This window comes from Winslowiella sp. 2C04, from assembly GCF_050037805.1.
GTDB classification, from domain to species: domain Bacteria; phylum Pseudomonadota; class Gammaproteobacteria; order Enterobacterales; family Enterobacteriaceae; genus Erwinia; species Erwinia toletana_A.
Window position 1 is genome coordinate 1,961,282 of record NZ_CP188300.1, and the last position, 21,158, is coordinate 1,982,439.

Genomic DNA, 21,158 nt, shown 5'->3' on the forward strand with positions numbered 1-21,158 from the left:
CGCTTCAACAGCTTACAACGCCACAATCTGGCTGCGCCGCTGGCGTTCGCGCAGAAATCCCCGCACCAGTGCGAACCAAATCAATCCCGCCAGCAGATTAATGCCGCTGAACCACAGATTGCCGCCGGCAAAGTAACCATATTTCGCCAGTTCAATGCCAATGGCGAAAGCGGCAATACTTAACATGCCAATCATCGCCGCTACGCTGCCTTTACCTGCCTCACTGGAAAACAGCGTCAGGCGATAAAGACCCGCATTGACCAGGCCGGAACCAAATGCATACAGGCTCAGACCGGCAATCATCCACAGATAGTCATGACTGTCGATAAACGCACTTAACGCGGCGATAATCAGCCCGAGCAGAATTGGCCATGCACCCAGCCTGAGCGGTTGCTCGAGCGGTACGCGTCCTGCCAGTCGGCCCAGCGTCAAATTACCGACGATCATCGCCAGGAACACCGGCAGTTGCAGCAGCGCATATTGCATGCGGCTGAGGCCCTGGTCATGGATCAGAATCACCGGTGACAACGCAACCCACGCCAGCATCGGGATGCCAAGAATACCGATAGACAGTGCGCCGCCGATCACCTGGCGGTCTTTCGCCAGCGCCAGATAACCTTTGCCCATCGATTTCAGTGATACCGAGGCGTTTCGATCTCCGGCGGTCTCCGGCATGCTGCGCCATAGCCCGATCAGCGCGATGGCGGTCACCGCAGCGAACAGATAAAACATATCGCGCCAGCCACCCACGCTGAGGAACGCCGCGCCCGCCACCGGTCCGGCCAGCGGAGCCAGCAGCGCCACGTTGGCCATCAGCGCGGTGATTTTCACACTCAGCGCTTCATCAAATGCCTCAAGCACGGCGGCATAGCCTACTGCGCCAATAAAGCACAGGCTGATGCCCTGAATAAAGCGCACGGCGACAAATTGTTCAATGCTCTGCACCCAGTGCATCACCAGGCAGGAAAGCATAAAGAACGCCACGCCAAACAGCATGACCGGACGGCGGCCAAATTTATCTGACAGCGGGCCCAGCAGCCATTGCAGCAATACACCGCCCACCAGATAGCCGGTCAGTGAAGCGGAGACCCATTCCGGTCCGACATTAAATTCGCCGGTAACCAGCAGCATACCCGGCTGAATCATATCGTGGGCGATATAGGTCGCGAACTCGAACAGCACCAACGAGAAGGGGAAGATCAGGTGACGAAAAGTCAATTTTGATACCGGGGTGTACGACGCCATCCAGGCTCCTTGTTTCCAGTAAACGTAAAAACGCGACCGCCAGTGCGGTCGCGCTAAAGATAAACTCTGTAAACAGCAGTTTACTGAGGTTTTACTTATCAGCAAATCGGGCGATTGGGTTAATCAACGTTCCGGCAAATTTCAGATTTTCTGCCGGATCGGACAGGTTAATCATCTGCTGGTTATTGGCCAGTTGCAGACGGTTGAGACAGGAGAGCTCGAACTCCGGTACAAACAGATCGTAGCGGGCAAACTTGCTGGCCAACTGCGGGTGCGCCTGTTGATACTGTTTTACGCAATCCGCGACGCAGCGCCAGAAGGTCTCTTCCGGCAGCGTGTTATCCTGCGCCAGAATAGCGCCAATAAAGCGGAAGATACAGTCAAACACATCAGTGAAGATAGACAGCAGCTTCAGATTTTCCGGCACGTCTACCGCCAGGCGCTGGGCTTTTTCTGGCAGCACAGCATCCGGATTCAGTACGGCAATCTCTTCACCAATATCTTTCATATAGGCGCTGACGGGCAGATTATTTTCCAGCAACAGAATCAGGTTTTCGCCGTGCGGCATAAACACCAGATCATGCTGATAAAAGCAGTGCAGCAGCGGGCTTAAGTAGCAGCGCAGATAAGCGTTCACCCAGCTTTCGGCGCTGACGCCGGAGTCGGCAATTAACGCGGGCAGCAGCGCTTGCTGATGATGATCGATATGCAGCAGCGACGCCATGGTCATCAGGCGCTGATTAGGTTGTAGTGCAGCTACCGGGTTATCACGCCACAGCGCAGCAAACATCTTCTTGTAAGCGGAGTCGCCGCTGATCGCCTGTTCATAGTAGCGATTATGGTAGCCGATGGCCGCCACTTCACGCAGGATGCGAAAATCGCACTGCTGAAGCCAGCTGTCGTTTTTCACCAGGCCTTCCAGCCACTGGTTTACCGCCGGAGTGGTGGCCATGTAATAAGGTGACAGACCGCGCATAAAGCCCATATTCAGTACCGACAAGGCCGTTTTCACATAGCGCTTATTCGGCTGACTGCGGTTAAAGAAAGTACGGATCGATTGCTGTGCCTGATACTGATCGTCGCCGGTGCCGAGATAAATAATGTCGCGCGCGGCGATATCCGGTGCAAATACCGTCAGCAGCTTATTCTGCCACTGCCACGGGTGCACCGGCATAAACAGATACTGTTGGCGATCGACGCCGATTTCATCCAGACGGGCGTTGAAAGCGTTGATGGTCGCTTCACCCAGCTCATCACGCATCAGCTGTTGGTAGTTAAGCTCATCAAGGCTGGAAAAGTGCGCATTACGCAGATTTACCGCGACCCATATCAGGTTAACCGGCGTGGCGGCTTCCGGCGCGTAGGCGAGATAGTCGCGGGCATCAAAACCGATGCGGCCATTATTGGCGACGAAGCACGGATGGCCTTCGGTCATTGCGGCTTCCACCGTCTGGAAGTCGGCTTTGGTCAGCGCTTTGCTGTCCGGGTTATTGTTTTGCAGTTTAAACACGCTGCTGCACAGCGTGCTGGTGATCTCTTCCATGTAGGTCGCCAGCATCGCTGAAGGAATGCCAATCTGCTGACTGAATTCGACGATAAAGCTAAGCGCATCCAGCTTCAGCGGTTCGCCATTCTGATGCTTGATCAGCGAGTCGAGGTCGATCGACCAGTGATCCAGCGCCATGCGCGTCGCGCAGAACTGATATTCCGCTTCGGCACCCGGCACCGCCAGGCTGTAACGGTCAAGTTTACCGGCTGACGCCACTTTTTTTGGTTCAATCAGTTTTTCATGGGCGAACTCGGCAATCGCCTTGCGGATTAACAGGCGGTTTGCCAGCGTCCAGTTGTCGCTGGCCAGATGGCTGCCGGTCAGCAGCGTTGAGCTGTTATTCATAGTTAAAGATTCCTGCAATAAAGCTTTTTGATAGTCATCGCGCTGACAGAACGCCAGCCAGGCGGTTTTATGGCCCATATCGATGGTGTGCTGATAGCGAAAGCCCGCACGTTTATTCAGCGGATGAATTTTGTGGTTGCGCACATCCGGTTCTACCACCACCCGGCCGACCTGCGGCAGGCTGAACATGTAATCCATTACCGTGCTGAACACCTGCCAGCTAAACTGTTTCAGCGGTTTCTCTGCCGGGGCGATCAGGATGTGCATGCCGTAATCATCATCGCGTGCCGGATAGAACTGACCGACCTGGTCCTGCTGCGCCTGGTAGAACTCCATCAGAAAGACCGGCTGCTGATTGCAACAGCCAATCAATGCCGCGTTGGGGTTATCGCGCGTCAGTTCACGATAGAAACCCGCGACGGTCTCGAAAGAATCATCCTGCATGCCCCAGAAACGCGCATAATCCTGCGTCACCCAGCGGTAAACCCGTTCGGCATCCTCTGCCTGCATTGGACGCAGGGTGAACTGGCCCGCCGGACGGGTAGCGCGCCAGAGAGTGTTATCGCTCACTGCGCACCTCCGATTGAGCCGGAAAAGTCTGGAAAGCAATCTGGCGCTCGACCGGATAGATCTCACGTCCGGTAATTTCGCGAATCAGCACCGAGTTGCGATAGCAGGCCATGCCTAAGTCCGGCGTGACAAAGCCGTGGGTGTGCAGTTCGGCGTTCTGTACAAACACCTGGTTATGCTGATCGATGCTGTAGTTACGCTGCACGTCATAGCGGCCTTTCTCATCCCAGCGCAGGCGATCGGCAATGCCTTCGACGAACATCGGTGGCTGGTACTGATAACCGGTCGCCATCACCAGCCCTTCACTGCGGCGGACAAAGTCGACATCCTGCTCCTGCTGATGCAGCGCCAGCTCAAATTCACCGCTCGGCAGCCAGCGCATATCGTTCAGTTCAGCGTGGGTAAACAGATTGACGTTAAGATCGCCATCCAGCTGTTTCACATACAGCAGGTCATAAATGTCGTTGATCAGACAGCTGTTAATCCCTTTATACAGATTCTTATGTTTAGCATTCAGCTCATCCCGCTTGCTGGCGGGCAGGGCATGGAAATAGTCAATCCACTCCGGCGAGGTCATCTCCAGCGTCAGCTTGGTGTACTCCAGCGGATAGAAGCGCGGTGCACGGGTTATCCAGTTCAGCTGATAATGATGCGTGTCGATATCACATAGCAGGTCGTAGAAGATCTCGGCGGCGCTCTGGCCGCTGCCCAGCACGGTGATCGAGTTTTTCTGCTGTAACGCCGCTTTGTCTGCCAGATACTCACTGGAGTGCGTCAGGCGCTGACGATGCGGGCGGCTGCATGGCGGCATCCACGCGCTCGGGCCGGTGCCCAACACCAGTTTGCGTGCCAGCCAGCTTTGCGTTTCACCGGTCTGCGTTGAGACGCTGCGCAGTCGATAACATTGCAGCTGCTCGTCATAGCTGACGTAGTCAACCCGGGTATTCCAGTGCAGATTATCCAGTTGGGCGCTGGCCCACTGGCAGTACTGGTTATACTCCTTGCGCATCAGGAAGAAGTCTTCACGGATATAAAAACGATACAGCTTGCCGGTTTGCTTCATATAGTTAAGCAGGCTGAAGCGGCTGGTCGGGTCGGCCAGCGTCACCAGGTCGGCCATAAATGGCGTTTGCAGATGCGCGCTTTCCAGCATCATGCCGGTGTGCCAGTCAAATCCGCTATTCTGATCGAGGAATACGCCGTCCACGCCTTCAATTGGATCTGTCAGGCAGGCCAGGCCGAGGTTAAACGGGCCGATGCCAATACCGATAAAATCATAAATCTTGTCATTCATGGTTTTGCTCTCACTGATTAACCGCGCTCAGGCTCTGACTTCGCGCCAGTTCACGTCCGTAATGTGCGACCAGCGCAATAATGTCTTCCAGGTCTGCTGTGGTGGTGGCCGGATTCAGCAGGGTAAACTTCAGATACTGGCGGCCATTCACTTTGGTGCCAGCCACTACCGCGTTACCGGAGCGGAACAGCGATTTTCGGATCTGCGCATTGATCTCATCGACCACCGCATCGCTGACGCCAGGGCGTGGTAAATAGCGGAAGATCTGGGTCGTCAGCTCTGGCTGATGCAGCACGTCAATCGACGGGTGGGCTGTCAGTAGCTGATGTGCGGTGCGGGTCAGGTCAAGCAGCGTATCGAAGGCTTCGCCCAGTGCATCCGGCCCCATAATGCGCAGCGTCATCCACATTTTCAGCGCATCGAAACGTCGGGTGGTCTGAATGCTTTTATTGACCAGATTTGGCGTGCCTTCCTGCTGCGCACTGAGCGGATTCAGATAATCGGCATGCACCGTAACGTGGCTAAGGTGCTGACGGTCGCGGACAAAGAACGCGCCACAGCTGACGGTCTGGAAGAACGATTTATGGTAATCAACCGTGACGGAATCAGCCTGTTCAATGCCGTTCAGGCGCTGACGGTGCTGTGGTGATACCAGCAGGCCGCAGCCGTAAGCGGCATCAACATGCATCCATAAACCGTAATGCTGGCAGAGCGTCGCCACCGAGCTAAGCGGATCAATGCTGCCAAAATCGGTCGTGCCGCTGGTGGCAACGACCGCAATCGGAATCAGCCCTTGCTGGTGGCAGCGCTGGATTTCCTGCTCCAGCAGCGTGGCGTCCATGCGGTAGTGCTCATCGTGATCGATGGCAATCACCGCGTCGTAACCGAGGCCGAGAATCGCCGTCGATTTTTGAATGCTGAAGTGGCTCAGTTTTGAGGTGAAAATACGCCACTTACTGGCTTCCGGCGGCAGGCCTTTCTGCTTAATCAAATGGCCCGGGCGATGTTTAGCACACCAGCTGTCGCGGGCCAGCAGCATTGCCATCAGATTTGACTGGGTACCACCGCTGGTAAAGATACCGTCTGAACTGGCGGGCAGGCCGATACGGCTTAACGTCCAGTCGATGACTTTCTGTTCAATTAAGGTGCCGCCCGCGCTCTGATCCCAGGTATCGACCGAGCTGTTTACCGCGCTCATAATCTGCTCTGCCAGCAGTGAAGGCAGTACCACCGGGCAGTTCAGATGGGCAATATATTTCGGATGATGGAAGTAGACCGCATCGCGCAGATAGAGCTGCGACAGCTCTTCCAGAGCCGCGTCGCTGTTCAGCAGCGGGGCATTAAGGTCGACAGCGTTAAACGCCGGTGCCAGCTCATGGGGAAGAATACCGCTAAAAGGTTTTTCGACCTGCTGAATGGTGTTGTTGATTAATTGCAGCGCCGTCAGCGTTTGTTGCGAATATGCATCAAGCTGGGCGGCATTAAACAGCATATCACCAGCCGCCTCATCGGGGTGTTGTTGAAACTGTGAGGCAGTGAGCGCTGCTTGAGAACCAAAGACCATACCCTGTACCTTTTTTTGGACGTAAGAAACCCTGCCGCCATAGCAACATGACAGCCGTTTACCCTGCGATGTCAGAAGACATCAGTTAAATGCTATTTAAGAATTATCAGAAACACACTTGTTCGATTAATGCGCTAAAACAGCGTCAGAAGTCGATAGTGCGCGATAATCACTCATTTCATAAGGTTAAATCACTATATGTTACCCGGATGTTACCTTTTATTGGTGTGAATGAGATTATAAATGGTAATCATTAGCATTCAATGAGTTTATTCTTACATGAAAGTGTTAAGCTTTATTGATGTTAAATTTGTGATGCAGATCACATTTTTGTGCCGGGGAAACCAGAGTGACTATCGGGCTATTGGTGGCGGGTGGAGGATATTTCAGCAGGGAAGTGCAAAAAATTGGGCTGCAAGGGCAGCCCAATCGGTTACGGCAGAAATTATTCGACGCGTAACACGCGGCTGGTATTGGTAGTACCGACGGTACTCATCACGTCACCCTGAGTGACGATAACCAGATCGCCGGAAACGAGGAAGCCTTTATCACGCAGCAGGTTAATGGCATCGTTAGCCGCTGCCACGCCGTCATTATTACTGTCGAAGTAAACCGGCGTAACGCCACGATACAGCGCCGTCAGGTTCAGCGTACGCTCATGACGTGACATGGCGAAAATTGGCAGGCCAGACGTAATACGTGATGTCATCAGCGCGGTGCGGCCAGATTCGGTCATGGTGATAATCGCCGTCACCCCTTGCAGATGGTTAGCAGCGTACATGGCCGACATGGCAATCGCCTCTTCGATATTATCGAACTGTACTTCAAGGCGGTGTTTGGATACGTTGATGCTCGGGATCTTTTCCGCACCCAGACAAACTTTCGCCATCGCTGAAACGGTTTCCGCCGGATACTGACCGGCGGCGGTTTCGGCAGAAAGCATTACCGCATCCGTACCATCCAGCACTGCGTTCGCCACGTCCATCACTTCTGCGCGGGTTGGCATTGGATTCGTGATCATCGATTCCATCATCTGGGTGGCAGTGATAACGGAACGATTAAGCTGACGCGCACGACGGATCAGTGCTTTCTGAATACCGACCAGTTCAGGATCGCCAATTTCGACGCCCAGATCGCCACGCGCCACCATCACAACGTCTGAGGCAAGGATAATGTCATCCATTGCGGCCTGGGTGGCCACCGCTTCTGCACGCTCGACTTTTGAAACGATCATCGCGTCGCAGCCAGCTTCACGTGCCAGTCGACGTGCGTAGTGCAGGTCTTCGCCGCAGCGCGGGAAAGAGACGGCCAGATAGTCGACGCCGATTTTAGCTGCGGTCAGAATATCGGCCTTGTCTTTTTCGGTCAGCGCTTCTGCCGACAGGCCACCGCCAAGTTTATTAATGCCTTTGTTATTGGAAAGTGGCCCCCCGACGGTGACTTCGGTGAACACTTTCATGCCCTGAACTTCCAGTACTTTTAGCTGTACGCGCCCGTCGTCGAGCAGCAGCACATCGCCAGGCACCACATCTTCCGGCAGGCCTTTATAATCAATGCCGACTTTTTCTCTGTCGCCTTCGCCTTTGCTCAGGTTGGCATCCAGCAGGAAGCGATCGCCGAGATTAAGGAAAACTTTGCCTTCTTTAAAGGTAGAAACTCGAATTTTCGGACCTTGCAGATCGCCGAGGATCGCCACGTGACGGCCAAGTTTTTTTGCAATTTCGCGGGTTTTATCGGCACGAAGCTGATGATCTTCAGGCGTACCGTGCGAGAAGTTAAGACGAACAACGTTAGCGCCAGCAGCGATGATCTTTTCAAGGTTGTTATCGCGATCGGTTGCCGGGCCTAAGGTAGTTACAATCTTGGTTCTTCTGAGACGTCTTGACATGTAGGACTCCGTTGACTTGTAAACGTGGTGTTGCCATAGCAATCACGGGTTCATCTGTTCTGGTTATAACATTTATATAACAAGGGGCATACCTGGTCGACCCCCTGATTTTAATAGTAGTTGAATGCTAGCGCGGAAAGAGCGAGGTTGCCGCGTCCTTATCTAACCGCGATTCTTTCAAACCTTCTTTGACGCGCTTCAGGTTATCTCTGAATTTTGGTCCCCGACGTAAAGTAAAACCGGTTGCCAGCACATCAATCACGGTTAATTGCGCGAGGCGCGAGACCATTGGCATGTAAATGTCGGTATCTTCAGGCACATCGAGGGTCAGTGCCAGTGAAGCCTCAAGCGCCAGCGGAGAGCCGGGTGAGGTAATTGCCAGCACGGTGCCGTCATTTTCGCGTGCCAGACGTGCCAGTTCGATTAAATTTTTGGTGCGGCCAGTGTGCGAAATCAGCACGATCACGTCACCTTCTGCGCTGTTCATGCAACTCATGCGCTGCATCACAATATCATCGGAATAGATGACAGGAACATTGAAGCGGAAAAATTTATTCATCGCATCATGAGCCACCGCCGCCGAGGCGCCGAGGCCAAAAAAGGCGATTTTCTTTGCCTGGGTCAGCAGGTCGACCGCACAGTTGACCACGCTGATATCAAGATGCTGGCGTACCTGGTCCAGACCGGCCATCGCCGATTCAAAAATCTTGCCGGTATAACAGTCGACATTGTCATTTTCATCAATGTTACGGCTGACATACGGCGTGCCGGTGACCAGACTTTGGGCCAGTTGCAGTTTAAAATCGGGGAACCCTTTGGTTTCCAGCCGGTGACAAAAGCGATTAACCGTAGGCTCACTGACTTCCGCTGCACGTGCCAGCAAGGCGATGCTGGAGTGCATGGCGGTTTGTGGCGCGGCGAGGATCACCTCAGCAACTTTGCGTTCAGATTTGCTAAGGTATTCAACAGAAGTCTGAATTTTTTCCAGCATATTCATCGGGGGATAACCACTCATCAATTCTGACGATTTCATTCAAAGGAGAAATCGATGTCATTTTGTAGAGAATATACAATGCCATAACGGATGACAGGCAGAGCCAGACGGCCAATCTTTACATTTTTTATCAGAGTATGAGCTGGGTCTGATTTTCATAATGGTAAAACGGTAACAAAAAAGTCGAAAAATTACGCACAAACTGACCTATTGCTGATTTAAACAGCCAGTAAATTGGACATTGGCAAATACATTGGCCTGGCAGACGCCGCGCAGGTTTACGCGCCATAGCCAAAGAAGTACATTGTATTGAAAGAAAATTACAATTAAGAGTCTGACTGATTACGGAATCCGCAAGTCAGATTCATCCGGAAACGAGGAGATTAAAATGGCGGTAACACAAACAGCCCAGGCATGCGATCTGGTTATTTTCGGTGCCAAGGGCGATCTTGCACGCCGGAAACTGTTGCCTTCACTGTATCAACTGGAAAAAGCCGGTCAGATCCATGAAGACTCGCGCATTATCGGTGTTGGCCGTGCAGACTGGGATAAAGCTGCTTATACCAAAGTCACGCGTGAAGCGCTGGAAACCTTCATGAAAGAGAAAATCGATGAGGCACTTTGGGATAAGCTCAGCAACCGCCTCGATTTTTGTAACCTCGACGTAAATGAGACTTCACACTTCCCGAAACTGGGCAAGATGCTGGATCAGAAAAAACGCGTGACGATTAACTATTTCGCGATGCCGCCAAGCACCTTTGGCGCCATCTGTAAAGGTCTGGGCCAGGCGAAGCTGAATGCGATGCCGGCACGCGTGGTGATGGAGAAGCCGCTGGGCACCTCACTGGAGACCTCACGCGAAATTAACGACCAGGTTGGCGAGTATTTCGAAGAGAGCCAGGTGTTCCGTATCGACCACTATCTGGGTAAAGAGACGGTACTGAACCTGCTGGCGCTGCGTTTTGCTAACTCGCTGTTTGCCTCCAACTGGGACAACCGCACGATTGACCACGTGCAGATTACCGTTGCAGAAGAAGTAGGTATCGAAGGCCGCTGGGGTTACTTCGACCAGGCGGGTCAGATGCGCGATATGATTCAGAACCACCTGCTGCAGATTCTGACCATGATTGCCATGTCGCCACCGGCAGACCTCTCTGCTGACCGAATCCGCGACGAAAAAGTTAAAGTGCTGCGCTCGCTGCGCCGTATCGACCACACTAACGTGCGTGAAAAAACCGTGCGTGGTCAGTACACCGCTGGTTTTGTGCAGGGCAAAAAAGTGCCGGGCTACCTCGAAGAAGAGGGCGCAAACAAATCCAGCCATACCGAATCTTTTGTCTCGATCCGGGTGGATATTGATGACTGGCGCTGGGCGGGTGTGCCGTTCTACCTGCGTACCGGTAAACGTCTGCCAACCAAATGTTCTGAAGTGGTGGTCTACTTCAAGAACCCGGCGCTGAACCTGTTTAAAGAGTCCTGGCAAGAGCTGCCGCAGAATAAACTGACTATCCGCTTGCAGCCAGATGAAGGCGTGGATATTCAGATTCTGAATAAAGTGCCGGGTCTCGATCATAAACATAACCTGCAAACCACCAAGCTGGATCTAAGCTACTCCGAAACCTTTAACCAGTCGCATCTGGCCGATGCTTATGAGCGTTTGCTGCTGGAAACCATGCGCGGCATCCAGGCGCTGTTTGTGCGCCGCGATGAAGTGGAAGAGGCGTGGAAGTGGGTTGACTCCATCATGGATGCCTGGGCTGCGGATAACGAAGCGCCTAAGCCTTATCAGGCAGGTACCTGGGGCCCCGTCGCCTCCGTAGCGATGATTACCCGTGATGGCCGCTCCTGGAATGAGTTCGAGTAATTAATCGTTAATAATCAAACCCGCTTCGGCGGGTTTTTTTGTCGGTGTTGTCGGGGATTTGAAAAAATGAACCGCAGTTTTAAAAATCACCTGATGGCATGGACGCCGTTCAGCTAAATCATGTATGGTAGATGCGCTATCACTTTCCTGACGCCGGATGCGCGTCACTTTCGCCCGCTGTCGCCACCGGAAAAGGCAGCAGGCTCGACCGGAGAACGACACTGATGAAGAACTGGAAGACGAGCGCTGAACAGATTTTGACAACCGGACCGGTAGTTCCGGTTATCGTCGTCAATAAACTGGAACATGCTGTTCCGATGGCGAAAGCGCTGGTTGCGGGCGGGGTTCGCGTGCTGGAAGTGACGCTGCGCACGCCGGTGGCGATGGACGCGCTGCGTGCGATAATCCAGCAGGTGCCGGAGGCGATTGTCGGCGCAGGTACCGTGCTGAATACTCAGCAGCTGGCGGAAGTGACGGAAGCGGGGGCGCAATTTGTCATCAGTCCCGGACTGACTGAGTCACTGGTTAAAGCGGCGGTTGAAGGCCCGATTCCATTGATTCCGGGTATCAGCACGGTGTCAGAGCTGATGACCGGTCTGGAATACGGGTTGCGCGAGTTCAAATTCTTTCCGGCGGAAGCCAACGGCGGCGTGAAAGCGCTGCAGGCAATTGGCGGTCCATTCCCTCAGGTGCGTTTCTGCCCGACCGGCGGCATTACGCCGAACAACTACCGTGACTATCTGGCGCTGAAGAGCGTGCTCTGTATTGGCGGTTCCTGGCTGGTGCCCGCGGATGCGCTGGAAGCCGGAGATTATCAGCGAATTACCGATCTGGCGCGTGAAGCGGTGGCGGGCGCACGTTAAGCGCTGAAAGTGCAGGGGCGTTTTAACTACGCCCCTGCAATGTTAGCCGCTGACTTTCACGCCCGCTGCGCAGGCAATCGCGCGCTCGACGGCTTGATCAATATTGTCTCCGGTTGCCAGCGCAACGCCTAAGCGGCGCTGACCGCGAATCTCCGGCTTACCAAACAGACGCAGCTGCAGACCAGCACCCAGCACTGCCGGCACGCCGCTAAACTGCAGGTTATCGCTGTCCAACTGCGGCAAAATTACCGCTGAGGCCGCCGCGCCATACTGGCGGATTCCGCCAACCGGTAAGCCGAGGAAAGCGCGCACGTGCAGCGCGAACTCAGACAGATCCTGTGAAATCAGCGTTACCATACCGGTATCATGCGGACGCGGTGACACTTCGCTGAACACCACCTCGTCGCCACAGACAAACAGTTCGACGCCAAACAGTCCATGACCTCCTAAGGCGCTGACCACTTTCTCCGCAATCTCTTCGGCGCGCTTAAGCGCCAGCTCGCTCATCTGCTGCGGCTGCCAGGATTCACGATAATCGCCATCCTGCTGGCGATGACCAATTGGTGCGCAGAAGTGGATGCCGTCGACGGCACTGATGGTCAACAGAGTAATTTCGAAATCGAAATTCACCACGCCTTCAACGATCACCCGGCCTGCTCCGGCGCGGCCACCTTGCTGCGCGTAGTCCCATGCCTGATCGAGCTGTGAAGCTGTACGGATAAAGCTCTGGCCTTTGCCAGATGAGCTCATCACCGGCTTAATGATGCACGGGAAGCCAATTTCCTCGGCGGCTTGCAGGAAAGCGGTTTTGCTGTCGGCAAAGCGGTAGCTGGAGGTTGGCAGCGCCAGCTCCTCAGCGGCCAGACGACGGATACCTTCGCGATTCATCGTCAGGCGGGCGGCACGGGCAGTCGGTACTACGCGCTGACCCTGTTTTTCCAGCTCGATCAGCATATCGGTGGCAATGGCCTCGATTTCCGGCACGATATAATCAGGACGCTCTTTCGCAACCAGTGCCTTCAATGCTTCGCCATCCAGCATGTTGATCACATGGCTGCGATGAGCCACATGCATCGCGGGTGCATCGGCATAGCGATCTACAGCAATCACTTCAACGCCTAAACGCTGACATTCGATCGCCACTTCTTTACCCAGTTCACCTGAACCTAAAAGCATCACGCGAGTTGCGGCAGGGCGCAGCGCGGTTCCAAGAGTCGACATAATACCTACCTGAAGAGATGAAAAAATCGCGCGCAGTATAAACGAAAACGATTGCGTGCACATCTGCTTCGCCGGCTTGATCGCAAAAAAAGCTGCTGCTATACTGGATATAAATACAGTTAAATGGGCGAAAATCATGGCTATCGAAGTAAAATATGTCGTTGTCAGAAAAGGTGAGGAAAAGATGACGTTTGCCAGTAAAAAAGAAGCGGATGCTTATGACAAAATGCTTGATATGGCAGAAGTTTTCACTGACTGGCTGATGACAAGCGGTATTGAGCTGGATGAAGCGCAGCAAGAAGCGCTGGGCATGCATCTGGCAGAAAATAAAGATGCGGTAAACCACATCCTGCGCACCAGTAAATTGCCAAAGAGCAGCGCCGCCGTCGCGTCTGATGACGAGGCAGAGCAGGGTAAAAGCAAGCCGGTGCGTGCGGTAAAAGCGGCGTAATCGTCGGGTCGCATTCAGGCGATCCGATGTTTTCCCGACTTTTCTTCTGCTTACGCTTCTTGACGCACGTTGTTCTACTCTGAAGTTCATCGGTTCTTTTAAAGGAAATAAGATGAATAACTGGCTACAACAAATTCAGTCGGTACTGGGTAACAGCAAAAGTGGCGGTAAAAGCGGCGGCGAAGGGCTGAGTAAAATGCTGGCGCCAGGCGCGCTCGGCGGTCTTGCGGGGTTGCTGATCGCCAACAAGTCGTCGCGTAGCCTGCTGACCAAATACGGTAAAAACGCGTTAATTATCGGCGGTGGCGCGGCGGTAGGTGCCGTGTTGTGGAACAAATACAAACAGCGCGTCACTGAAACCCACCGCGATGAACCACAATTCGGCCAGAGTGAAACGCCGGTTGATTCCCGTGCGGCACGCTTAATCACAGCGCTGGTGTTTGCCGCGAAAAGTGACGGGCATATCGATGCGCAGGAACGTCAGTCAATTGAACAAAATGTGCATCAGTTAGGCATTGGTTCGCAGGGCGAAAAGCTTATCCAACAAGCTATCGAGCAACCACTCGACCCGCAACTGCTGGCTCATGACATCCGCAATGAAGAAGAAGCGCTGGAACTTTACTTCCTGAGTAATGCGGTAATTGATGTTGACCATTTTATGGAGCGCAGCTATTTGCAGGCGCTGGGCGACGCGCTGAAAATCCCGCAAGATGTCCGGGATGGCATTGAAAACGATATCCGCGAAGAGAAGAATAAACTCACTGCCTGATTGTCAGGCCGGACAAGTCCGGCCGCTAATCTGGCCTGTTCTCACTCTCTGGCAGGCGCATATGCAGTAAAGGATAGGGTTTTCCCTGAGCATCCAGTGCTGAGCGTCCGGTTATCTCAAATCCCATACTCAGATAAAATCCGGTCGCCTGCGGGTTCTGTTGGTTAACGTCCAGCTCGCGGGCGGCCAGCTGGCCAACAGCAAAATTGACCAGCTGCCTGCCGATGCCCTGACCACGTAGATCGGGATCAATAAACAGCATTTCAATCCGCTGTTCCACTACGCCAATAAATCCACCCGGCCGCCGGTTGTTATCCAGCCACACATAGGTGTTAACGTTGGGAAGATACTCATTTTCAACGCAAATCTTCAGGCGTGCGATCTCCTGTACAGAGAGAAAGTCATGGGTTGCGCTCACCGAGCGCTGCCAGAGTTCGGTCAGTACTGTGTATTCAGAGGGGTAAGCCGGGCGAATCATGGGGATTTCCTTATTACTTGCTTGTTTAATTTACCTTTACCGCTTGGCAATCACAACGTCAGATGCCACCCTTAGCTCAACTGACTCAAGGGTGTAAACGGATTATGACTGCTCCAACCGCAAAGAAAATTCCTCACGTAATGACTCTGCATGGCGAAACGCGCCAGGATGACTATTACTGGCTGCGCGACGATCGGCGCGCAGATCCGGCGGTGCTCGAATATTTGCGGGAGGAAAACGACTATAGTCAGCGTGTAATGTCCTCGCAACAAGCGTTGCAGGAACAGGTGCTGAAGGAAATGATCGATCGCATTCCGCAGCAGGACCATTCCGTGCCCTACGTGAAAAATGGCTATCGTTATCAGCGTCGCTATGAATCCGGCAATGAATATCCGATTTATACGCGCCAGCCTGCCGAAACCACCACGCCAGAACAGTGGGATACGCTGCTGGATGCCAACCAGCGCGCAACACACAGCGAGTTCTATACCACGGGGGCACTGGATATCAGCCCCAATAATCAGATTATGGCGCTGGCGGAAGATTTTCTGTCTCGTCGTCAGTATGGCATTCGCTTTTGTAATCTCACCCGCGACAGCTGGTATCCGGAAGTATTGCAAAATGTCTCATCCAGCTTTGCCTGGGCGAATGATTCCCGTACTTTCTATTACGTGCTGAAAGATGAAACCACGCTACTGCCGTGGCAGGTGTGGCGTCATACCCTCGGCGAGCCGCAGAGTGCTGACCAGTTGGTGTATGAAGAGCTGGATGACACCTTCTACGTCAGCGTGCATAAAACGACGTCAGAGCAGTTTATTGTTATTGCGCTGAACAGCAGTACCACCAGTGAAATCCTGCTGCTCGATGCCGACGATGCCGAAGCCAAACCGCAGATATTCTGCCCGCGCGTTAAAGATCATGAATATTCCCTTGATCACTACGACGGCCATCTCTATGTACGTTCAAACCGTGAGGGCAAGAACTTTGGCCTCTATCGCACCGACTTTAGCGACGTCACCCGCTGGGAAACGCTGGTGGCCGCGCGCGATAATATCGTGCTGGAAGACTTTCAGCTGTTCCGTGACTGGCTGGTCGTGGAGGAGCGCCAGCGGGGCCTGACCAGTCTGCGGCAAATAAACTGGCAAAATGGAGAGGCAATTGGCATTGCGTTTGACGATCCGGCTTACGTCACCTGGCTCTCTTATAATCCGACACCGGAGAGCAGCAAGCTGCGCTACGGCTATTCATCGATGACCACGCCTTCCACGCTGTTTGAGCTGGATCTGGATACTGGCGAGCGTCAGGTGCTGAAACAGTCGGAAGTGAAAGGCTTTGACGCCAGTCAGTACCGCAGCGAGCGTTTGTGGGTGAAAGCACGTGATGGCGTTGAAGTGCCAGTATCGCTGGTTTATCACCGCCAACACTATCAGCCGGGTAAAAATCCACTGCTGGTGTATGGCTACGGTTCCTATGGCAGCAGTATGGACGCCGATTTCAGCGCCAGCCGTCTGAGCTTGCTTGACCGCGGTTTTGTCTTTGCGCTGGCACATATACGCGGCGGCGGTGAAATGGGGCAGCAGTGGTATGACGACGGTCGTCTGCTGAATAAACTCAACACCTTCAATGACTTTATTGACGTCACCCACAGTTTATTGCAGCAGGGTTATGGTGATAAACGGCGGCTGTATGCGATGGGCGGCAGCGCCGGAGGATTGCTGATGGGGGCGGTAATCAACCGCGAGCCGCAGCTTTATCATGGTGTGGTAGCGCAGGTACCGTTTGTTGATGTGGTCACTACCATGCTTGATGAGTCGATCCCGCTGACCACCGGCGAATATGATGAGTGGGGCAATCCGTCTGAACAGCAGTACTATCATTATATTCGGCAGTACAGCCCGTATGACAACGTCAGCGCGCAGCATTACCCGCATCTGCTGGTCACCACCGGGCTGCACGATTCTCAGGTGCAGTATTGGGAGCCTGCCAAATGGGTAGCGAAGCTACGCGAGCTGAAAACTGACGATAATCTGCTGCTGCTGTGGACCGATATGGATGCTGGCCACGGCGGTAAGTCCGGGCGCTTTAAGGCCTATGAAGGGGTGGCGCTGGAGTATGCATTTCTGATTGGGCTGGCGCAGGGGACGTTAACCACCGGCAACGCCAGCTAATCAGTCAGCCAGATGGTGCTGCATCGCGCTGCGCAGGTCGGCTTTCAGGTTCGGGATATTTTTAAGTACCCACTTAAGATATCCCGGATCGCGCTTCGCTACTTCCTCAATCTTACGTCCGCGATATTTGCCAAACGGGAAAGTATCGTTGCCACTTTTGGGCTGCATCCGCGCCAGCATTTCTGCCGCATCCCAACCGGTAGTTTGCATAATGCGAATCAACAAGGCGGCGGTGACGTAGCAGTCATATAGCGCACGGTGCGCATGCAGTTCCGCCGGTGGAGTGACATCCAGCTGTAAACTTTCGCGCAGCGCCTGATTGCCATATTTAATTCCCGGCCACAGTTTACGTGACAGCGTCATGGTACAGATCCACTCGCCGTGCATTTCCGGTAGCACCCGGCGATCAAAGCTGGCGTTGTGCGCCACATAGTAAGGGCTGCCATGATAACGGCTAATCGCCTGTTCAATCGGCGGCTTGCCGATCACCATCGCTTCACTGATACGATGAATTGCCATCGCCTGGCGGCTGATTGGCCGGTCAGGTGAGACCAGGTCGCTCATCGGATTGACGATCTGGCCGTCAATAACATCCACCGAAGCGACTTCAACAATGCCGCCTTGCAGGCCACAGGTTTCTGTATCGATTACGCGTAACATGATTTACCTTCCCGACAAAATTGCGCTTAGCCTAACGGATGGATTTCGCCTTGCCAACCCTGAGGTGTGCGCCGTACGACCATAAGCAGTTCACCGCTTCCGCTGCAGATGACTTTATTACCCTCGGCATCCCAAAAGGCGCTGCCGCCATTACTCTCATAGCCACCGGTCGGTTTCGCATGGTTAGCCATCAGTACTGCCATACGGTAATCAGCAGACCAGCGCGACAGAGAATGGCAATCGCTGTCATAAGTTTTTTCAGAAACTAACACGCTGGCGGCATAGAGATCTGCACCGCATTCGGCCGCGTCACGGGCAAATTGTTCAATCACAATATCGGCACAGACCGCAATCGCCACATTACGGGTTGGTGTACCGAAAACTGGCCCGCCACGTCCTGGCTGGAAGAACTGACTTTCACTGCCAAGCAGATGGCGTTTGGCATAAGCAAAACGGGTGCCGTCGGGCAGAAAGGTCACCGCGCCAATATGGTAATGGTGGTCAACCCGTAACGGCATACCGACAATAATATTCATCTGGTGTTGATGAGCGGCTTCTGCGAACTGATCGAGACGCGCATCATTCAGCGACAGAGCCAATTGTGGGCCAACTTCCAGTTCATAACCGCTCAGGGAAAGCTCAGGAAATAACAGCAGATCGATCTGCTGGCGGCTCGCCTGCTGAATAAATGAGAGATGGTGAGAGATATTCCCGTCGATATCACGAGAGCGGGAAGCATACTGTGCAGCGGCGACACTCCAGGGCAACATACCGATTCCTGAATTCAGATTGAGGTGCGATTATATCATCGCAATTTACCGCTAATCTCAAGCGATGCATCAGTTATTTTTGCTTCGGCTCATAAGGTAAACGAGACAGGCTGAGTGATGCCTGACGATACTGCATCAGACGCTGGCGAAACCAGTCGCGCAGCGCTTCCGGCTGCTCGCGTTCCACCATTTCCGCAATAACGGGCATATTATAGCGCTCTTTAAACGCCACGCCGGCGGCGGCTAAATCGACATTAATTTTATCTTTTTCTTCTTGCGGCAGTGTCGCCAAATTATAACTCATTTTCTTCTCCTGTTGCTGTGCGGCAAAAAGTAATGCAGATAAGCATAATTGGCAAGCAGAGGCGCGCATCGATAGCTGTTATCGCCTCGACAGCCCTTTATTAGCGGAGTATTCTTTTGCTCTCATCGGCAGCCTGCCGGCTGCAGCACAGAAGGATGATCCGATGTTTAACCGTAAATTCTCCTCATTATTCACCGCCACAGCGCTGCTGGCGACGGTGGCTTTCTCGCAATCTGCTTTGGCGCATGCGCATCTGAAAAGTCAGTTTCCGGCGGCAGATGCCAATGTTGACGCGGCACCTCAGGCGCTGACGCTGACTTTTTCGGAAGATATTGAGCCAGCTTTCAGCGGGCTGGAAATCAGCGGCGCGGATAACAAGGCCTTGCCCGTCGCCAAAGCGCAACGCAATGGCGCGAAAAAGAATCAGCTGATTGTTCCGCTGGAACAGCCGCTGACCAGCGGTAAGTATCAGGTTAAGTGGCATGTATTATCAGTTGATGGTCACAAAACCAAAGGGAACTACAGCTTCAGCGTGAAGTAATTGATGTCGCTCAGCACGTTATATATCGCCTGCCGCTGGCTGCATTTCGCCGCAGTAATGCTGTTGGCCGGCAGTGCGTTTTACAGCGCACTGCTGTCGCCGAAACGCTTTAAAGCGCACCTGGCCCAGCGGCTGCATCCACTGATGCTGACAAGCAGCGTGGTTGCATTACTTAGCGCGCTGGCTTTACTGGCCGCGCAGACCGGCCTGATGAGCGGTGACTGGCGTAATATCTCCGATCCTGATACCTGGCGGGCAGTGCTCGGCACCGGCTTCGGCGAAGCCTGGCAGTGGCAAATTATCCTGCCGCTCATTGCCTGTGCGGCTTTTCTGCGGCGCGGCGTATGGCGTCAGCCGTTGCTGCTGACACTGGGGCTGGCCCAGCTTATCGGGCTGGCCTTTGTCGGTCATGCTGCGATGTTGGATGGCTGGCCGGGCGCACTGCAACGCGCTAATCATGCACTGCATCTGATCTCATCGGCATTCTGGGTGGGTGGTTTACTGCCATTGCTGTTGTTAATGGCCGATGCACGTAACATTGCGCTGCGCAGTGATGCGATACGCGCCATGATGCGTTTCTCGCGCTATGGTCATCTGGCGGTTGCACTGGTGATACTCACCGGTATTGTCAACGCTCTGATGATTCTTGGCTGGCCGCTGGTCAGCTTCGGGTTATACAGTCAGCTGTTGCTGATTAAAATTCTGCTGGTGGGGTTAATGGTGGCCATCGCGCTGCTGAATCGCTACTGGCTGGTACCGCGTTTTCGCCGGGCAGGGCAGCGGGCGCAGCAAGGTTTTATCCGCATGACGCAGGCGGAACTGCTGCTGAGTACGCTGGTGCTAATGCTGGTCAGCATCTTTGCTACCCTGGCACCGGCATAAATTATTTTTGCGCCTGAGAGTTCGGGCGCGTTCAGTGAGGTTATAAAACTCGATGAAAAAACTGGTCTGTTTACTGCTCGCAATGGGCATCAGCAGCAGCGCACTGGCTGCATCGCAAATCATTACCGTTAGCCGCTTTGAAATCGGTAAAGAGAAGTGGGCGTTTAACCGTGAAGAAGTGATGCTGACCTGCGCCGCCGACCACGCGCTATTTGCTATTAATCCCAGCACGCTGATGCAATATCCGCTGAATAATAAAGCCAGCGAGATGATGTTAGCCGGACAGGTAAAAGCTCAGCCAATCAATGTGATTCAGATTGATGACCCGAAAAACCCGGGGCATAAGATGAGCCTGACACCCTTTATTGAACGCGCAAGCAAACTCTGCAACTGATTGATTTAAATCGGTAAATTGGCGCGCTTCTTTATAAGCGCGCTGAGCTCTTTTAGCGCCTGCTGCTAGTCGACAGCCTTTATTAGTGAAAGGCTGCATTCGGATTTCTGCCATCCCGATCACAAAGTTAACTTCTTCCTTTCAAGCCGATAACCTGTGGCTGGAAATCCCCTTTAGTTTGGCTACTCTTTAAAGGGCAAGGCGACACCGCCTGCAATAATGCCAACTTTTAGCGCACGGCTCTACCAGAGCCATTTCCCTGGACCGAATATAGGAATCGTATTCGGTCTTTTTTTAAGTTATTGATTCATCTGCTTTTATTAGGGTTTAGCCCGAAATTATCC

19 protein-coding genes are annotated in these 21,158 nt (G+C 53.5%); 8 read left to right on the plus strand and 11 right to left on the minus strand.

Annotated elements, in window-relative coordinates; genetic code table 11:
• Window positions 1-12 precede the first annotated feature (12 nt).
• From ACP3TC_RS08720 to ACP3TC_RS08745, 6 genes are all read right to left on the minus strand, one after another.
• Window positions 13-1,245, minus strand: a complete 1,233-nt coding sequence (locus tag ACP3TC_RS08720; protein WP_313852359.1) for an MFS transporter — start codon at window positions 1,243-1,245, stop codon at window positions 13-15.
• A 91-nt stretch (window positions 1,246-1,336) separates the two neighbouring features.
• On the minus strand, window positions 1,337-3,649 hold the full coding sequence (locus tag ACP3TC_RS08725; protein WP_426818257.1) for a GNAT family N-acetyltransferase: 2,313 nt from the start codon (window positions 3,647-3,649) through the stop codon (window positions 1,337-1,339).
• 49 nt (window positions 3,650-3,698) lie between these two features.
• Window positions 3,699-5,003 (minus strand): lysine N(6)-hydroxylase/L-ornithine N(5)-oxygenase family protein, encoded by a 1,305-nt coding sequence (locus tag ACP3TC_RS08730; RefSeq protein WP_313852357.1) that lies wholly within the window; start codon window positions 5,001-5,003, stop codon window positions 3,699-3,701.
• A 10-nt stretch (window positions 5,004-5,013) separates the two neighbouring features.
• Complete coding sequence (locus tag ACP3TC_RS08735; RefSeq protein ID WP_426818030.1) at window positions 5,014-6,567, minus strand: pyridoxal phosphate-dependent decarboxylase family protein; 1,554 nt, start codon at window positions 6,565-6,567, stop codon at window positions 5,014-5,016.
• A 445-nt stretch (window positions 6,568-7,012) separates the two neighbouring features.
• Window positions 7,013-8,455, minus strand: a complete 1,443-nt coding sequence (gene pyk, locus ACP3TC_RS08740) for a pyruvate kinase (RefSeq protein WP_313852355.1) — start codon at window positions 8,453-8,455, stop codon at window positions 7,013-7,015.
• Window positions 8,456-8,582: 127 nt separating this feature from the next.
• A complete protein-coding gene (locus ACP3TC_RS08745) occupies window positions 8,583-9,452 on the minus strand; it encodes a MurR/RpiR family transcriptional regulator (RefSeq protein ID WP_426818258.1) in 870 nt (289 codons plus the stop codon).
• Between the two features lie 385 nt (window positions 9,453-9,837).
• Between ACP3TC_RS08745 and zwf the strand changes: the two genes are divergently transcribed.
• Window positions 9,838-11,313, plus strand: a complete 1,476-nt coding sequence (gene zwf / locus ACP3TC_RS08750) for a glucose-6-phosphate dehydrogenase (RefSeq protein WP_313852354.1) — start codon at window positions 9,838-9,840, stop codon at window positions 11,311-11,313.
• 224 nt (window positions 11,314-11,537) lie between these two features.
• Window positions 11,538-12,176 (plus strand): bifunctional 4-hydroxy-2-oxoglutarate aldolase/2-dehydro-3-deoxy-phosphogluconate aldolase, encoded by a 639-nt coding sequence (locus ACP3TC_RS08755; RefSeq protein WP_313852352.1) that lies wholly within the window; start codon window positions 11,538-11,540, stop codon window positions 12,174-12,176.
• A gap of 42 nt (window positions 12,177-12,218) precedes the next feature.
• On the opposite strand, the gene purT is transcribed toward ACP3TC_RS08755, so the two are convergent.
• Window positions 12,219-13,397 (minus strand): formate-dependent phosphoribosylglycinamide formyltransferase, encoded by a 1,179-nt coding sequence (gene purT / locus ACP3TC_RS08760; RefSeq protein ID WP_426818031.1) that lies wholly within the window; start codon window positions 13,395-13,397, stop codon window positions 12,219-12,221.
• A 136-nt stretch (window positions 13,398-13,533) separates the two neighbouring features.
• On the opposite strand from purT, the gene ACP3TC_RS08765 reads away from it, so the two are divergent.
• Window positions 13,534-13,848 carry a YebG family protein gene (locus ACP3TC_RS08765; RefSeq protein WP_426818032.1) on the plus strand — a complete coding sequence of 105 codons (315 nt, stop codon included), beginning with the start codon at window positions 13,534-13,536 and terminating at the stop codon, window positions 13,846-13,848.
• A gap of 112 nt (window positions 13,849-13,960) precedes the next feature.
• Complete coding sequence (locus tag ACP3TC_RS08770) at window positions 13,961-14,617, plus strand: tellurite resistance TerB family protein (RefSeq protein WP_426818033.1); 657 nt, start codon at window positions 13,961-13,963, stop codon at window positions 14,615-14,617.
• 25 nt (window positions 14,618-14,642) lie between these two features.
• Here the strand turns inward: ACP3TC_RS08770 and ACP3TC_RS08775 are convergent, their stop codons facing one another.
• The gene (locus ACP3TC_RS08775) at window positions 14,643-15,095 is read right to left on the minus strand and encodes an acetyltransferase (RefSeq protein WP_313852347.1); all 453 of its coding nucleotides are present in this window, start codon (window positions 15,093-15,095) and stop codon (window positions 14,643-14,645) included.
• Window positions 15,096-15,199: 104 nt separating this feature from the next.
• Here ACP3TC_RS08775 and ACP3TC_RS08780 point away from each other — a divergent pair, with 104 nt between their 5' ends.
• The gene (locus ACP3TC_RS08780) at window positions 15,200-17,263 is read left to right on the plus strand and encodes a prolyl oligopeptidase family serine peptidase (protein WP_426818034.1); all 2,064 of its coding nucleotides are present in this window, start codon (window positions 15,200-15,202) and stop codon (window positions 17,261-17,263) included.
• Here the strand turns inward: ACP3TC_RS08780 and exoX are convergent, their stop codons facing one another.
• The 3 genes from exoX to ACP3TC_RS08795 all read right to left on the minus strand — a co-directional run bounded on the left by exoX (window position 17,264) and on the right by ACP3TC_RS08795 (window position 18,997).
• Window positions 17,264-17,923: an exodeoxyribonuclease X gene (exoX, locus tag ACP3TC_RS08785; RefSeq protein ID WP_313852344.1), complete on the minus strand. Its 660-nt coding sequence runs from the start codon at window positions 17,921-17,923 to the stop codon at window positions 17,264-17,266. It abuts the gene before it with no gap.
• A gap of 26 nt (window positions 17,924-17,949) precedes the next feature.
• Window positions 17,950-18,693 carry a carbon-nitrogen hydrolase family protein gene (locus tag ACP3TC_RS08790; RefSeq protein WP_426818035.1) on the minus strand — a complete coding sequence of 248 codons (744 nt, stop codon included), beginning with the start codon at window positions 18,691-18,693 and terminating at the stop codon, window positions 17,950-17,952.
• A gap of 73 nt (window positions 18,694-18,766) precedes the next feature.
• Window positions 18,767-18,997 carry a DNA polymerase III subunit theta gene (locus ACP3TC_RS08795; protein WP_426818036.1) on the minus strand — a complete coding sequence of 77 codons (231 nt, stop codon included), beginning with the start codon at window positions 18,995-18,997 and terminating at the stop codon, window positions 18,767-18,769.
• Window positions 18,998-19,160: 163 nt separating this feature from the next.
• Between ACP3TC_RS08795 and yobA the strand changes: the two genes are divergently transcribed.
• Genes yobA through ACP3TC_RS08810 form a run of 3 tightly spaced genes read left to right on the plus strand, consistent with a single transcriptional unit; the run spans window position 19,161 to window position 20,814 of the window.
• Complete coding sequence (gene yobA / locus ACP3TC_RS08800; protein ID WP_313852340.1) at window positions 19,161-19,538, plus strand: CopC domain-containing protein YobA; 378 nt, start codon at window positions 19,161-19,163, stop codon at window positions 19,536-19,538.
• A gap of 3 nt (window positions 19,539-19,541) precedes the next feature.
• Entirely contained in the window at window positions 19,542-20,420 is an 879-nt protein-coding gene (copD, locus tag ACP3TC_RS08805; protein ID WP_426818037.1) for a copper homeostasis membrane protein CopD, read from the plus strand.
• Between the two features lie 52 nt (window positions 20,421-20,472).
• Complete coding sequence (locus ACP3TC_RS08810) at window positions 20,473-20,814, plus strand: YebY family protein (RefSeq protein ID WP_313852338.1); 342 nt, start codon at window positions 20,473-20,475, stop codon at window positions 20,812-20,814.
• Window positions 20,815-21,158 lie beyond the last annotated feature (344 nt).

Coding starts and splice junctions, on each gene's coding strand:
- ACP3TC_RS08720 (WP_313852359.1), bottom strand. CDS start 1,245: ATGGCGTCGTACACCCCGGTATCAAAATTGACTTTTCGTCACCTGATC.
- ACP3TC_RS08725 (WP_426818257.1), bottom strand. CDS start 3,649: ATGCAGGCAGAGGATGCCGAACGGGTTTACCGCTGGGTGACGCAGGAT.
- ACP3TC_RS08730 (WP_313852357.1), bottom strand. CDS start 5,003: ATGAATGACAAGATTTATGATTTTATCGGTATTGGCATCGGCCCGTTT.
- ACP3TC_RS08735 (WP_426818030.1), bottom strand. CDS start 6,567: ATGGTCTTTGGTTCTCAAGCAGCGCTCACTGCCTCACAGTTTCAACAA.
- pyk (WP_313852355.1), bottom strand. CDS start 8,455: ATGTCAAGACGTCTCAGAAGAACCAAGATTGTAACTACCTTAGGCCCG.
- ACP3TC_RS08745 (WP_426818258.1), bottom strand. CDS start 9,452: ATGAATATGCTGGAAAAAATTCAGACTTCTGTTGAATACCTTAGCAAA.
- zwf (WP_313852354.1), top strand. CDS start 9,838: ATGGCGGTAACACAAACAGCCCAGGCATGCGATCTGGTTATTTTCGGT.
- ACP3TC_RS08755 (WP_313852352.1), top strand. CDS start 11,538: ATGAAGAACTGGAAGACGAGCGCTGAACAGATTTTGACAACCGGACCG.
- purT (WP_426818031.1), bottom strand. CDS start 13,397: ATGTCGACTCTTGGAACCGCGCTGCGCCCTGCCGCAACTCGCGTGATG.
- ACP3TC_RS08765 (WP_426818032.1), top strand. CDS start 13,534: ATGGCTATCGAAGTAAAATATGTCGTTGTCAGAAAAGGTGAGGAAAAG.
- ACP3TC_RS08770 (WP_426818033.1), top strand. CDS start 13,961: ATGAATAACTGGCTACAACAAATTCAGTCGGTACTGGGTAACAGCAAA.
- ACP3TC_RS08775 (WP_313852347.1), bottom strand. CDS start 15,095: ATGATTCGCCCGGCTTACCCCTCTGAATACACAGTACTGACCGAACTC.
- ACP3TC_RS08780 (WP_426818034.1), top strand. CDS start 15,200: ATGACTGCTCCAACCGCAAAGAAAATTCCTCACGTAATGACTCTGCAT.
- exoX (WP_313852344.1), bottom strand. CDS start 17,923: ATGTTACGCGTAATCGATACAGAAACCTGTGGCCTGCAAGGCGGCATT.
- ACP3TC_RS08790 (WP_426818035.1), bottom strand. CDS start 18,693: ATGTTGCCCTGGAGTGTCGCCGCTGCACAGTATGCTTCCCGCTCTCGT.
- ACP3TC_RS08795 (WP_426818036.1), bottom strand. CDS start 18,997: ATGAGTTATAATTTGGCGACACTGCCGCAAGAAGAAAAAGATAAAATT.
- yobA (WP_313852340.1), top strand. CDS start 19,161: ATGTTTAACCGTAAATTCTCCTCATTATTCACCGCCACAGCGCTGCTG.
- copD (WP_426818037.1), top strand. CDS start 19,542: ATGTCGCTCAGCACGTTATATATCGCCTGCCGCTGGCTGCATTTCGCC.
- ACP3TC_RS08810 (WP_313852338.1), top strand. CDS start 20,473: ATGAAAAAACTGGTCTGTTTACTGCTCGCAATGGGCATCAGCAGCAGC.